The sequence below is a fragment of the Mycobacterium florentinum genome (assembly GCF_010730355.1).
GTDB lineage: Bacteria > Actinomycetota > Actinomycetes > Mycobacteriales > Mycobacteriaceae > Mycobacterium > Mycobacterium florentinum.
Window position 1 is genome coordinate 2,329,792 of the sequence record NZ_AP022576.1, and the last position, 12,460, is coordinate 2,342,251.

Sequence of the window (12,460 nt, forward strand, 5' to 3'; positions counted from 1 at the left end):
ACCCGGTGAAGACGTTCGCGGGCAAGGCGGCGGCATCGGCCGACAAGGTCCGCGGCGGGTACTACACGCCGGCTTCGGTGGCCCGATTTCTGGCAGCCTGGGTCCGCGAGGCCGGTACCCGGATCGTCGAACCCTCGTGCGGCGACGGCCGAATCCTGCGCGAGCTGGCCGCGCTCAGCACCCAGGTGCGGGGCGTGGAACTCGTGGCCGGCGAGGCCGCAAAGTCGCGAGCGTTCGCTCCCGTCGACACCGCGAACCTGTTCACCTGGCTGGCCGACAACGAGGCCACCGGTTGGGACGGGGTCGCGGGCAACCCGCCCTACATCCGATTCGGCAACTGGGCGTCGCAGCAGCGCGAGCCGGCGCTGGAGCTGATGCGGCGCGAGGGTCTGCGCCCCAGCCGGCTGACCAATGCCTGGGTCCCATTCGTCGTCGCGAGCACGGTAATGGTGCGCGACGGCGGACGGGTGGGTTTGGTATTGCCGGCAGAATTGCTGCAAGTCGGTTATGCCGCACAATTGCGCGAATTTCTGCTCGCTCGCTACCGCGAAATCACTCTGGTCACATTTCGGCGGTTGGTGTTCGACGGCATCCTGCAGGAAGTCGTGTTGTTCTGCGGAATAGTCGGCGCGGGTCCCGCGCGGATTCGCACGCTGGGTCTCACCGATGCCGACGCCCTGGACGGCGCCGACCTCGACGTCGAATCCGCGCCCGCCCTGCTGCACGAACAGGAGAAGTGGACCAAATACTTCTTGGACCCCGCCGCGATCGGACTGCTGCGGATGCTCAAGGGATCCGACACGATGACACGGCTCGGGGACATCGCCGACGTCGACGTCGGCATCGTGACGGGCCGCAACAGCTTCTTCACCTTCACCGATGCGCAGGCCGACGAGCTGGGCCTGCGGGGCCACTGCGTCCCGCTGGTCTCGCGCAGCAGCCAGCTGTGCGGCCTGGTCTACGACTCCGATTGCCGGGCAAGCGATGTCGCGGCCGGCCACCGGACCTGGTTGCTCGACGCCCCCGACGAGCCGGCCGATCCCGCGCTGGCCGCGCACATCGGCGCCGGTGAGGCCGACGGTGTCCACCTCGGCTACAAGTGCTCGATCCGGACGCCGTGGTGGCGCACACCGTCGCCGTGGGTGCCCGACCTGTTCCTGCTGCGCCAGATCCACCTGGCCCCACGGCTGACCGTCAACGCCGCCGCGGCGACGAGCACCGACACCGTGCATCGGGTGCGGCTGGTCGGCGACCGCGATAGCCGGGCCGACCCGGCGGCGTTCGCCGCGGTGTTCCACAACAGCGCGACGTTCGCCTTCGCCGAGATCATGGGCCGCAGTTATGGTGGAGGCATCTTGGAACTCGAGCCGACCGAAGCCGAGCAGCTACCCATTCCCCCATCGGCGCTGGCCGGCGCCGAACTCGCGGCAGATGTCGATCTGCTGTTGAAGGCCGACGAAATCGAGAAGGCGCTCGACGCCGTCGACCGACACGTGCTGATCGACGGGCTCGGCTGGTCACCCGATGTCGTCGCGCAATGCCGGGCGGCGTGGCACACGCTGCGCGACCGCCGGACCGGACGCGGCGCCCGATGAGCATCCGCGATTCGGCCATCTCGATCCTCACCGACTGGCAGGCACCCGATCCCGCGCAGGAGTCGTTGCGGCACGCCGTGCTGGCGTTCGTGCACGGCCGCCCCGACGCCTGCCGCCGCGAATGCGAAGCCGGCCACGTCACGGCGTCGGCGATCGTGCTCGACGACACCGGCACCCGGGTGCTGCTGACCCTGCATCGCCGGCTTCGCCGTTGGGTGCAGCTCGGTGGCCACTGCGATGACGACGACCCCGACATCGTGACCGCGGCGCTGCGCGAGGCCGTCGAGGAATCCGGTGTACCCGATCTACGAATCACACCGCGGCTGGCCGCGATTCACGTCCACCCGGTCACCTGCTCGCTGGGTGTCCCGACCCGGCACCTGGACCTGCAATTCGTCGCCCATGCGCCGACGGGCGCGCAGGTCGCGATCAGCGAGGAGTCCGAGGACCTGCGGTGGTGGCCGGCCGACGCGTTGCCGCCCGGCACCGATTACGCGCTCGCACACCTGGTTTCGCGGGCGACTCAGCCCTAGCGCCGAGCACCCGGCCAGCCGGGCGTTGGACGCCGAGCACCCGGCCAGCCGGGCGTTCGGCGCGCGATCACCGTCAGACGTCGCTGGAGTAGCGGATCCCGCCGTCGGGAATGGAGACACCCGGCCACACCCGGGCGCCGCGCAACAGCTCGCAGCGCGCACCGATATCGGCGCCGTCACCGATCACGCCGTCGCGGATCAGCGCCCGCGGACCGATCCGGGCCCCGAATCCGACGATGGAGCGCTCGACCACGCTGCCGGCCTCGATCTTGACGCCGTCGAAAATCACCGCGCCGTCCAGCCGCACGCCGGGCCCGATCTCGGCTCCGCGTCCGATGACCGTGCCACCGATCACCACCGCACCGGGCGCCACCGCCGCGCCCTCGTGCACCAGCTTCTCGCCCCGATGTCCGTGCAGCGCCGGGGATGTGACGATACCGCGCACCAAGTCCGACGATCCGCGGACGAAGTCATCCGGCGTGCCCATGTCTCGCCAATACGTCGCATCGACGTAGCCGCAGAACTTGACGTCGGGATCCGACAGCAGCGACGGGAACACCTCGCGCTCGACCGACACCGGCCGGCCGCGCGGAATCCGGTCGATGATCTTGCGCGCGAAGACATAGGTGCCGGCGTTGATCTGATCGGTCGGCGGATCCTCGGTCTTCTCCAGAAAGGCCATCACTCGGTTGTTCTCGTCGGTGGGCACGCAACCGAACGCGCGCGGATCGCCCACCCGAACCAGGTGCAGCGTCACGTCGGCCTCGTTGGCCCGGTGCGACTCCACCAGCTCGCCGAGGTCGGCACCGGAGAGCACGTCGCCGTTGAACACCAGCGCGGTGTCGTGACGCAGCTTGTCGGCGATGTTGGCGATGCCGCCGCCTGTTCCCAGCGGTTCTTCCTCGGTGACGTAGTCGATCTCCAGCCCGAGCGCGGACCCGTCACCGAACTCTGCCTCGAACACCCCGGCCTTGTAGGAGGTGCTGAGGATGACGTGCTCGACGCCGGCCGCGGCGATGCGCGACAACATGTGGGTGAGAAACGGCACTCCGGCCGTCGGCAGCATCGGCTTGGGCGCCGACAGCGTCAACGGCCGCAACCGAGTGCCCTTGCCGCCGACCAGAATTACCGCATCGACCGGGGGAATCGCCAACTCAGTGCCGCCCTTCTGCCGGCTTCTGCGCACGCTGCCGGCGCGAGCTGCGCACCATCAGAGCCGAGCGCAGCGCCAACGAGGCCCGCAACGTCCAGCGCAGCGGAGCCAGCCACCAACCGGTATGCCGGTCGGCCAGAAAGATATAGGTGCTCCGGTGGTGCGCCGCCAAATGGCTGGCCGGATCGTCGCCGGTGGAGTGGCCCTTGTGGTGCAGCACTTCGGCCGACGGCACGTAGACGTTGAGCCAGCCGGCCTTGCCCAGCCGGTCGCCGAGGTCGACGTCCTCCATATACATGAAGTAGCGCTCGTCGAATCCGCCGATCTGACCGAACGCCGAGCGGCGCAGCAGCAGGCACGATCCCGACAGCCAGCCCACCGGCCGCTCGCTGGGCTCGAGGCGCTCCTGGCGGTACGCGGCCGTCCAGGGATTGCGCTTCCAGAACGGCCCGATCACGGCGTGCATGCCGCCGCGGATCAGGCTGGGCAGGTGGCGTGCCGACGGATACACCGAGCCGTCCGGGTCGTGGATCAGCGGCCCCAGCGCGCCGGCCTGCGGCCAGCGGGCGGCCGCCTCCAGCAGCGCGTCGATGCTGTTCGGCCCCCACTGCACGTCCGGATTGGCCACCAGCACCCAGTCGTCGATCTCCCCGCGCTCGCCGAGATGCTCGATCGCGCGATTGACCGCGGTTCCGTACCCGAGGTTGCCTCCGGTGCTGAAGAACCGCACATTCGGGTAGCGCTCCACGGCAGCCTGCGGGGCGCCATCGGTGGAACCGTTGTCGGCCATCAGCACGCTGACCGGGCGCTCGGTGGCCAGCGACAGCGAAGCCAGAAAACGTTCGAGGTGGTGGCCCGGCGAGAAGGTCACCGTCACGACCGGCAGGACGTCAGTCACGCGTAGAGATTATCGGTCGTGCGGCTGCGACTGCCCCCTCCGACGCGGTCAGCGCGGCGACAAGTGCGGACCGCCAGGGCCGTAGCGGCGTCATGCCCGCCGCTGCCGACTGCCGGCTCGACAGCGCGGAGTAGGTCGGTCGCGGTGCGGGACGGGGAAATTCCGCGGTGCTCACCGGGTGCACCCGCTCGGGATCGGCGCCACACTCCTCGAACACCGCGCGGGCCAGCCCGAAACGCGAGACGACGCCCTCGTTGGCGGCGTGCAGGATCGGCCCGGGGACGCCGTCGTCGGCCACCTGGAGCAGCGCGGCAGCCAGGTCGGCGACATAGGTCGGCGAGCCGACCTGGTCGTCGACGACCTTGATCGGGTCGTCGCCGGCGGCGAGCTTGCGCATGATCGCGACGAAGTCCTTGCCGGTGCCGCCGGTGTAGACCCAGGCGGTCCGGACCACGACGCACTGGGAGGGCTCCGGCAGCGCTGCCAGCGCGGCGATCTCCCCGGCGCGCTTGCTGCACGCGTAGACGCCACGCGGCGTGGTCTCGTCGCTGGGTTCGAACGGGTGGGGATCGGCGTAATCGCCGGCGAACACGAAGTCGGTCGAGACGTGAATCAGCCGGGCACCGGCCCGCGCGCAGGCCCGCGCGATGTGTGCCGGCGCGGCCGCATTGACCGAGTAGGCCCGCGCTTCGTCGCTTTCGGCGCCGTCGACATCGGTGTAGGCCGCGCAATTGATCACGACATCACCGCTTGTCACGATCGCCTCGGCGGCGGCCGGGTCGGTGATGTCCCACTGCGCGGACGTCAGGGCAAGGACGTTGCGGCCCTGGTCAGCGCCCTGCGCGGCCAAACAACCGCCCAGCTGCCCACCGGCTCCGGTGATCACGATCCTGCCCGACATGGTTCGAGTCTGGCATGTCCGGGAAAGCTGGGGCCACGCCGCCGCTGGCTACCCGAGAAGCGCCTGTGCCGCAAGTAACCTAATGTGATGCCTGTGCAGCGTGTGGTTCGTGTTATTACCACTGTGCTAACCGTCGCCGTCGTCATCGGCACCGGCGTGGCGTGGAACAACGTCCGATCGTTTGAAGACGGCATCTTCCACATGTCGGCAGCGTCGCTCGGCAAGGGCGGCGACGACGGCGCGATCGACATCCTGCTGGTCGGCCTGGACAGCCGCACCGACGCCCACGGCAACGCGTTGACACAAGAGGAACTGGCAACGCTGAAGGCCGGCGACGAGGAAGCCACCAACACCGACACCATCATCCTGGTTCGGATACCGAACAACGGGAAGTCGGCCACCGCCATCTCGATTCCGCGCGATTCCTACGTCGTGGCCCCCGGCCTGGGCAAGACGAAGATCAACGGCGTCTACGGCCAAACCAGGGAAGCCAAGCGGGCCAACCTGGTCAAAGCCGGTGATTCCGCCGAGGACGCCGCCACGCAGGGGACCGAGGCCGGGCGCGAGGCGTTGATCAAGACGGTCGCCGACCTCACCGGTGTCACCGTCGACCACTATGCCGAGATCGGGCTGCTCGGTTTCGCATTGATCACCGACGCCCTCGGCGGCGTCAACGTGTGCCTCAAAGATGCGGTGTATGAACCATTTTCGGGTGCCGACTTCCCGGCCGGGCCGCAGAAGCTGGACGGCGCCGAGGCGCTGAGCTTCGTGCGCCAACGCCACGATCTGCCACGTGGCGACCTCGACCGGGTGGTGCGCCAGCAGGTCGTGATGGCCTCGCTCGCACACCGGGTGATCTCCGGCAAGACGCTGTCCAGCCCCACCACACTGAAGCGGCTGGAGGCGGCGGTGCAGCGCTCGGTGGTGATCTCCCAGGGTTGGGACGTAATGGATTTCGTCCAGCAATTGCAGAAGCTGGCCGGCGGTAACGTCGCCTTTGCCACTATCCCGGTGCTCGACGGAGCCGGCTGGAGTGACGACGGCATGCAGAGCGTGGTCCGGGTGGACGCGCACCAGGTTCAGGACTGGGTCGCCGGCCTGCTGCACCAACAGGATCAGGGCAAGACCGAGGAAATCGCGTACACACCCGCAAAGACCACCGCCACCGTGGTCAACGACACCGACATCAACGGACTGGCGGCCGCGGTGTCAGACGTGTTGAGCTCCAAGGGATTTACCACCGGCGCCGCCGGCAACAACGACGGCGGCCACGTCAAGTCCAGCCAGGTGCGCGCCAACAAACCCGACGACATGGGAGCGCAGGAAGTCGCCAAGGAGCTGGGCGGGTTGCCCGTCGTGCCGGATGCATCGTTGGCGCCGGGATCGGTCCGCGTGGTGCTGGCAAACGACTACACCGGACCGGGCTCGGGCCTGTCCGGCAGCACGACGGCCCCGGCGCGGGTGACGAACCAGTCGGCCACCGACCCGAATGTCCCAGCGCCCTCGCCGATCCTGACGGCCGGGAGCGACAAGCCGGAGTGCATCAACTGACCACCTTGTCGGCAGCGATCCTCGATCCGATGCTGCGCGCCGACCCGGTCGGTCCGCGCATCACCTACTACGACGACGCCACCGGCGAGCGCATCGAGTTGTCCGCGGTGACGCTGGCCAACTGGGCGGCCAAGACCGGCAACCTGTTACGCGACGAGCTGGGCGCGGGACCGGACAGCCGGGTGGCGATCTTGCTTCCGGCGCACTGGCAGACCGCGGCGGTCTTGTTCGGGGTGTGGTGGATCGGCGCCGAGGCCGTACTCGACGGCCCGGCCGACCTCGCGCTGTGCACCGCCGAGCGGCTGGACGAGGCCGACTCCGCCGTTGCCGGCGGCGAGGTCGCGGTCTTGTCGCTGGATCCGTTCGGTCGTCCGGCGCCCGACCTGCCGATCGGCGTCACCGATTACGCCACCGCGGTGCGGGTGCACGGCGACCAGATCGTCGCCGCACGCCATCCCGGCGCCGCGCTGGCCGGCCGCTCCGTCGATGAGATCCTGGCCGACTGTGAAACCTCGGCGGCGGCACGGGGTTTGGCGTCCGCGGATCGGGTGCTCTCGACCGCCGCGTGGCCCGGCCCCGCCGAGCTGGTCGACGGCCTGCTGGCGATCATGGCCGTCGGCGCGTCGCTGGTGCAGGTGGCGAACCTCGATCCGGCGACACTGCAGCGCCGCGTCGAGACCGAGAAGGTCACCCGCGTCCTCTGAACGCATATTGATATTGCAATACGTCGATGTTGATTTCGTGCGAGCATGAGGTGGACGGCGCGACAACTTGGCTATTTACGTCGCCCTCGGGTGGACTTTCTGATAATGGTTGTCATTAACGACTGGGCGGCGGAGAAAGGATCGGGCAATGGCGGTATACGGGCTACTGGCAAAGGCGGCGGGGACGGTATTCACCGGCCTGGTCGGCGTGACGGCCTACGAGGTCGTGCGCAAAGCCGCGGCCAAGGCGCCGCTGCATCAGACCGCCGTCAAAGGCGCCGAGCTGGGATTGCGCGGCACCCGCAAAGCCGAGACGGCCGCGGAGTCGGCGCGCCTCAAGCTTGCCGATGTGATGGCCGAAGCCCGCGAACGCATCGGCGAGGAGGCGCCCACCCCGTCGCTGGGCGACACCCACGACCACGACCACTGATCGCTCGCCATGAGCCTCGCGATCGTTGAAGACATCGCAACTGCCAAAGACCCTGCCCTGGAAGTACTTTCGGATGCGGCCGGCCGCATGCGGCTTTGCGTCCCGTGGGTGCGCTCCCGCACACGACGGGCCGTCGCGGTCGAAGATGCGGTGGCCAAGCGGACCGGCGTGCGCGCCGTGCACGCCTACCCGCGTACCGGATCGGTCGTGGTCTGGTATTCACCGCACCGCTGCGACCGCGCCGAGATCATGGCGGCGATCAGCAGCGCCGAACACGTTGCCGCCGAACTGATTCCGGCGCGCGCGCCGCATTCGTCGGAGATCCGCAACTCGGACGTGCTGCGCATGGTCATCGGCGGCCTGGCCCTGAGCCTGCTCGGGGTGCGCCGTTATGTGTTCGCCCGGCCACCGCTGCTCGGGCCGAGCGGCCGGGTGGTCGCCACGAGCGTCACGATCTTCACCGGTTACCCGTTCCTGCGCGGCGCGTTGCGTTCGCTGCGGTCCGGCAAGGCCGGCACCGACGCGCTGGTCTCGGCCGCGACCGTGGCGAGTCTGATCCTGCGCGAGAACGTGGTCGCCCTGACCGTGCTGTGGCTGCTCAATATCGGTGAGTACCTGCAAGATCTGACGCTGCGGCGGACCCGGCGCGCCATTTCCGAACTGCTGCGCGGCAGCCAGGATACGGCGTGGATCCGGCTCACGAGCCCTTCTCGGGGCCTTGAGCCTGGCACCGAAATCCAGGTGCCGATCGACAGCGTGGAGATCGGCGACGAGGTGGTGGTGCACGACCACGTCGCCATCCCGGTGGACGGCGAAGTGGTCGACGGCGAAGCCGTCGTCAACCAATCCGCGCTCACCGGCGAAAACCTGCCGGTGAGCGTGCACGTGGGCACCCACGTGCACGCCGGCTCGGTCGTGGTGCGCGGACGCGTCGTGGTGCGTGCGCAGGCCGTTGGCAACCAAACCACGATCGGGCGCATCATCACCCGCGTCGAGGAGGCGCAGCACGACCGGGCGCCCATCCAGACGGTCGGCGAAACCTTCTCGCGCCGTTTCGTTCCCACCTCGTTCATCGTGTCGGCGATCACGCTGGCGGTCACCGGCGACGTCCGGCGCGCGATGACCATGCTGTTGATCGCCTGCCCGTGCGCGGTGGGCCTGGCCACCCCGACCGCGATCAGCGCAGCGATCGGCAACGGCGCGCGCCGCGGCATCCTGATCAAAGGCGGGTCCCATCTCGAGCAGGCGGGCCGGGTCGACGCGATCGTGTTCGACAAGACCGGAACCCTGACCGTCGGTCGCCCAGTCGTCACCAATATCGTTGCGATGCATAAGGACTGGGAGCCCGAGCAGGTGCTGGCGTACGCGGCCAGCTCGGAGATCCACTCGCGGCACCCGCTGGCCGAGGCGGTCATCCGCTCGACCGAGGAACGCCACATCAGCATCCCGCCGCACGAGGAGTGCGAGGTGCTGGTCGGGTTGGGCATGCGGACCTGGGCCGACGGCCGCACCCTGCTGCTGGGCAGCCCGTCGCTGCTGCAGGCCGAGAAGGTCAGGGTGTCGAAGAAGGCCAAGGAGTGGGTCGACAAGCTGCGGCGCGAGGCCGAGATGCCGCTGCTGCTGGCGGTGGACGGCAAGCTGGTCGGGCTGATCAGCCTGCGCGACGAAGTCCGGCCCGAGGCGGCCGAGGTGCTGACGAAGCTGCGCGCCAATGGGATTCGACGCATCGTGATGCTCACCGGCGATCACCCGGACATCGCGCAGGTGGTCGCCGGCGAGCTGGGCATCGACGAGTGGCGCGCCGAGGTGATGCCGGAGGACAAGCTCGAGGTGGTGCGCGAGCTGCAGGGCGAGGGCCACATCGTCGGCATGGTCGGCGACGGCATCAACGACGCCCCGGCTCTGGCCGCGGCAGACATCGGAATCGCGATGGGGCTGGCCGGAACCGACGTCGCCGTGGAAACCGCCGACGTGGCGCTGGCCAACGACGACCTGCATCGCCTGCTCGACGTCGGGGACCTGGGCGCCCGGGCGGTCGACGTGATCCGGGAGAACTACGGCATGTCGATCGCCGTCAACGCTGTCGGGCTGATCATCGGGGCGGGCGGGGCCCTATCCCCCGTGCTGGCCGCGATCCTGCACAACGCGTCGTCAGTTGCCGTGGTGGCCAACAGTTCCCGGCTGATCCGCTACCGCCTTGACTGAGCGCTTCGGCTATTCGCCACCCTTGTCGACAGCAGGATCGCAGCACTGTATACCAGCGTCGTAACCCTCCGCCACCACCCCCGAGCCGGGGACGCCGACCGGTCGCCAGACAGTATCGTTATTCTGTCTAACCAGTAATCGGCGGAAGGGGCCCATCCGTGGCACGCAGCGACAATGACTCCTGGGACCTGGCGACAAGCGTGGGAGCCACCGCCACCCTGGTCGCCGCTGGACGTGCCCGGGCCACCAGGGACGAGCTGATCGACGACCCGTTCGCCGAGCCGCTGGTGCGCGCCGTGGGTGTCGACTTCTTCACCCGGTGGGCCAACGCCGAGATCGACGCGGCCGACGTCGACGAGCCCGGTGCGCCGTGGGGCATGCGGCGCATGACCGACCTGCTGGCCGCCCGCACGCGTTACATCGATGCGTTCTTCGCCGACGCGATGGCCGCGGGCGTGCGCCAGGTCGTCATCTTGGCCTCCGGCCTGGACGCGCGCGGATACCGACTCACCTGGGCTCCGGGAACAAAGGTGTTCGAGATCGACCAGCCGGACGTCATTGAGTTCAAGACCACGACGATCGAAGCACTCGGCGCCCGGCCCACCGCCGAGATCCGCGCGGTCGCGGTCGACCTGCGCCACGATTGGCCGTCGGCGCTGAAGCAGGCCGGCTTCGATACCAGCCAACCCGCCGCGTGGGCCGCCGAGGGACTACTCGGTTTCCTACCGCCCGACGCGCAGGATCGCTTGCTGGACAACATCACCGCGCTATCCGCCGGTGAAAGCCGGCTGGTGGCCGAAATCTTCATCAACACCGGCTGCAACCAGAACGCGTTGGACAGCGCCAGCCAGCGGTGGCAGGCGAAAGGGCTCGACGTCGCGCTCGACGATCTGGGTTTTCCCGGCGAGCGCAACGATGCGGCCACCTATCTGCGCGACCGCGGCTGGCGGCCGGTCAGCACCCCGCTGAATCAGTTGTTGGCCGACAACGGATTACCGCAACAGCCCACAGGCGAAGACGCCCCGTTCGCCAAGAACTATTACTGCACCGCAGTTTTGCACAAGGCAGGGTAAGAGGAAGGCCATACTATGCCAAACAGCCAGCCGCCCAAGCCACTTGACGGATACCGGGTTCTCGATTTCACCCAGAACATCGCCGGGCCGCTGGCCGGTCAGATCATGGCCGACCTTGGCGCCGAGGTCATCAAGGTCGAGGCACCCCATGGCGAAGCGGCCCGTCAGATCGTCGCGGTGCTACCCGGCCGGCCACCGCTGCCCACGCTGTTTTGGCCGCACAACCGGGGCAAGAAGTCGGTGGCGGTGGATCTGACCGACGGCGAAGCCAAACGGCACATCTTACGGCTGGTCGACACCGCCGACGTCGTGCTCGAAGGATTCCGGCCCGGGGTGATGGAGCGGATGGGGTTGGGCCCCAACGAGTTACGTTCCCGCAACCCGAAGCTCATCTACGCACGCCTGTCCGCCTACGGCGGCAACGGCCCGGAAGGCAGCAGGCCGGGCGTCGACCTGATGGTCGCCGCCGAGTCGGGCATGACCACCGGAATGCCCACGCCCAGCGGCAAACCGCAGATCATTCCGTTCCAGCTTGTCGACGCCGCCAGCGGCCACGTGCTGGCCCAGGCGGTGCTGGCCGCGCTACTCAACCGCGAGCGTCACGGCGTGGCGGACGTGGTCCGGGTCGCGATGTACGACGTCGCGGTGGGGCTGCAGGCCAGCCAGCTGACCATTCACCTGAACAAGCCCGCCGGGCAGCCCCAGCCGAAACCGGACGCGGCACCAATTGCCAAGAAGCGCAAGGGCGTTGGCTTCGCGACCCAACCGTCGGATGCCTTCAAGGCTGCGGACGGGTACCTGGTGATCAGCGCGTATGTCCCCAAACACTGGGCGAAGCTGTGCGAGATCATCGGCCGACCCGACATGTTGGAAGACGAACGGTTCATCGACCAACGCTCCCGCGCCATGAATTACCCCGAGTTGACCGAGGAACTCGAGTCGGCCCTGGCCGCCAAGCCCGCCGCCGAATGGGTTGAGCTGCTGCAGAAAGGCGGCTTGATGGCCTGCCTGGCCTATACCTGGAAGCAGGTGGTCAGCACCCCGCTGTTCGCCGAAAACGAACTCGCACTAACGGTCGGCAGTGGTGACGATGAAATCACGGTGATCCGCACTCCGGCCCGCTACTCCAGCTTCGATGCGACGGCCGCCGACCCGCCACCCGCTCCGGGCCAGCACAACGACGTGTTTCTGCACGAGTCCTGATTTCTCGCACCGGATTTCTTTGAATCGCCCATGAAACGACTTGTTGTCAAACGACGTGCAGCTGGGTTTCTTTGAGTTGTCGATGAATCCATAGGTGTTTATCAAGGCAATCGAGCAGTCGCGGAAAGCTTCGTCACACGAACTAGCCGCAGGCGGCACTATGTTTGGCCATCCGCCTATCTGACTTGTCTTGGTTTCCAGGGCCGGTGAGCGC

11 protein-coding genes are annotated in these 12,460 nt (G+C 68.3%); 8 read left to right on the plus strand and 3 right to left on the minus strand.

What is annotated here, in order from left to right; all coding sequences use genetic code 11:
• The first annotated feature begins 5 nt into the window (after positions 1-5).
• Both G6N55_RS10895 and G6N55_RS10900 read left to right on the plus strand, forming a co-directional pair.
• The gene (locus G6N55_RS10895) at positions 6-1,595 is read left to right on the plus strand and encodes an Eco57I restriction-modification methylase domain-containing protein (protein ID WP_085220015.1); all 1,590 of its coding nucleotides are present in this window, start codon (positions 6-8) and stop codon (positions 1,593-1,595) included.
• A complete protein-coding gene (locus tag G6N55_RS10900) occupies positions 1,592-2,128 on the plus strand; it encodes an NUDIX domain-containing protein (protein ID WP_085220098.1) in 537 nt (178 codons plus the stop codon). Before G6N55_RS10895 ends, G6N55_RS10900 begins: the two co-directional genes overlap by 4 nt.
• A gap of 73 nt (positions 2,129-2,201) precedes the next feature.
• Here G6N55_RS10900 and manB read toward each other — a convergent pair whose 3' ends face one another.
• Genes manB through rfbD form a run of 3 tightly spaced genes read right to left on the minus strand, consistent with a single transcriptional unit; the run spans position 2,202 to position 5,080 of the window.
• Complete coding sequence (gene manB / locus G6N55_RS10905) at positions 2,202-3,281, minus strand: mannose-1-phosphate guanylyltransferase (protein WP_085220097.1); 1,080 nt, start codon at positions 3,279-3,281, stop codon at positions 2,202-2,204.
• Between the two features lies 1 nt (position 3,282).
• Complete coding sequence (locus G6N55_RS10910; protein WP_085220014.1) at positions 3,283-4,179, minus strand: glycosyltransferase family 2 protein; 897 nt, start codon at positions 4,177-4,179, stop codon at positions 3,283-3,285.
• Positions 4,172-5,080, minus strand: coding sequence for a dTDP-4-dehydrorhamnose reductase (gene rfbD, locus G6N55_RS10915; RefSeq protein ID WP_085220013.1), 909 nt, complete (start codon positions 5,078-5,080; stop codon positions 4,172-4,174). The genes G6N55_RS10910 and rfbD overlap by 8 nt, the downstream gene beginning before the upstream one ends.
• An 84-nt stretch (positions 5,081-5,164) precedes the next feature.
• Here rfbD and G6N55_RS10920 point away from each other — a divergent pair, with 84 nt between their 5' ends.
• The 6 genes from G6N55_RS10920 to G6N55_RS10945 all read left to right on the plus strand — a co-directional run bounded on the left by G6N55_RS10920 (position 5,165) and on the right by G6N55_RS10945 (position 12,246).
• Positions 5,165-6,631 (plus strand): LCP family protein, encoded by a 1,467-nt coding sequence (locus G6N55_RS10920; RefSeq protein WP_372517578.1) that lies wholly within the window; start codon positions 5,165-5,167, stop codon positions 6,629-6,631.
• Positions 6,619-7,335 carry a TIGR03089 family protein gene (locus G6N55_RS10925; protein WP_197747395.1) on the plus strand — a complete coding sequence of 239 codons (717 nt, stop codon included), beginning with the start codon at positions 6,619-6,621 and terminating at the stop codon, positions 7,333-7,335. Before G6N55_RS10920 ends, G6N55_RS10925 begins: the two co-directional genes overlap by 13 nt.
• Positions 7,336-7,483: 148 nt before the next feature.
• Positions 7,484-7,765, plus strand: a complete 282-nt coding sequence (locus tag G6N55_RS10930; RefSeq protein ID WP_085220011.1) for a DUF1490 family protein — start codon at positions 7,484-7,486, stop codon at positions 7,763-7,765.
• Between the two features lie 9 nt (positions 7,766-7,774).
• Positions 7,775-9,970, plus strand: coding sequence for a manganese-exporting P-type ATPase CtpC (ctpC, locus tag G6N55_RS10935; protein ID WP_085220010.1), 2,196 nt, complete (start codon positions 7,775-7,777; stop codon positions 9,968-9,970).
• A 158-nt stretch (positions 9,971-10,128) separates the two neighbouring features.
• On the plus strand, positions 10,129-11,043 hold the full coding sequence (locus G6N55_RS10940) for a class I SAM-dependent methyltransferase (RefSeq protein ID WP_085220009.1): 915 nt from the start codon (positions 10,129-10,131) through the stop codon (positions 11,041-11,043).
• Positions 11,044-11,058: 15 nt separating this feature from the next.
• Positions 11,059-12,246, plus strand: a complete 1,188-nt coding sequence (locus G6N55_RS10945) for a CoA transferase (protein WP_085220008.1) — start codon at positions 11,059-11,061, stop codon at positions 12,244-12,246.
• Positions 12,247-12,460: the final 214 nt, after the last annotated feature.

What these genes read in the sequence shown, in the direction of transcription:
- G6N55_RS10900 (WP_085220098.1), top strand. Translation starts at nt 1,592, where the DNA reads ATGAGCATCCGCGATTCGGCCATCTCGATCCTCACCGACTGGCAGGCA.
- ctpC (WP_085220010.1), top strand. Translation starts at nt 7,775, where the DNA reads ATGAGCCTCGCGATCGTTGAAGACATCGCAACTGCCAAAGACCCTGCC.
- rfbD (WP_085220013.1), bottom strand. Translation starts at nt 5,080, where the DNA reads ATGTCGGGCAGGATCGTGATCACCGGAGCCGGTGGGCAGCTGGGCGGT.
- G6N55_RS10945 (WP_085220008.1), top strand. Translation starts at nt 11,059, where the DNA reads ATGCCAAACAGCCAGCCGCCCAAGCCACTTGACGGATACCGGGTTCTC.
- G6N55_RS10930 (WP_085220011.1), top strand. Translation starts at nt 7,484, where the DNA reads ATGGCGGTATACGGGCTACTGGCAAAGGCGGCGGGGACGGTATTCACC.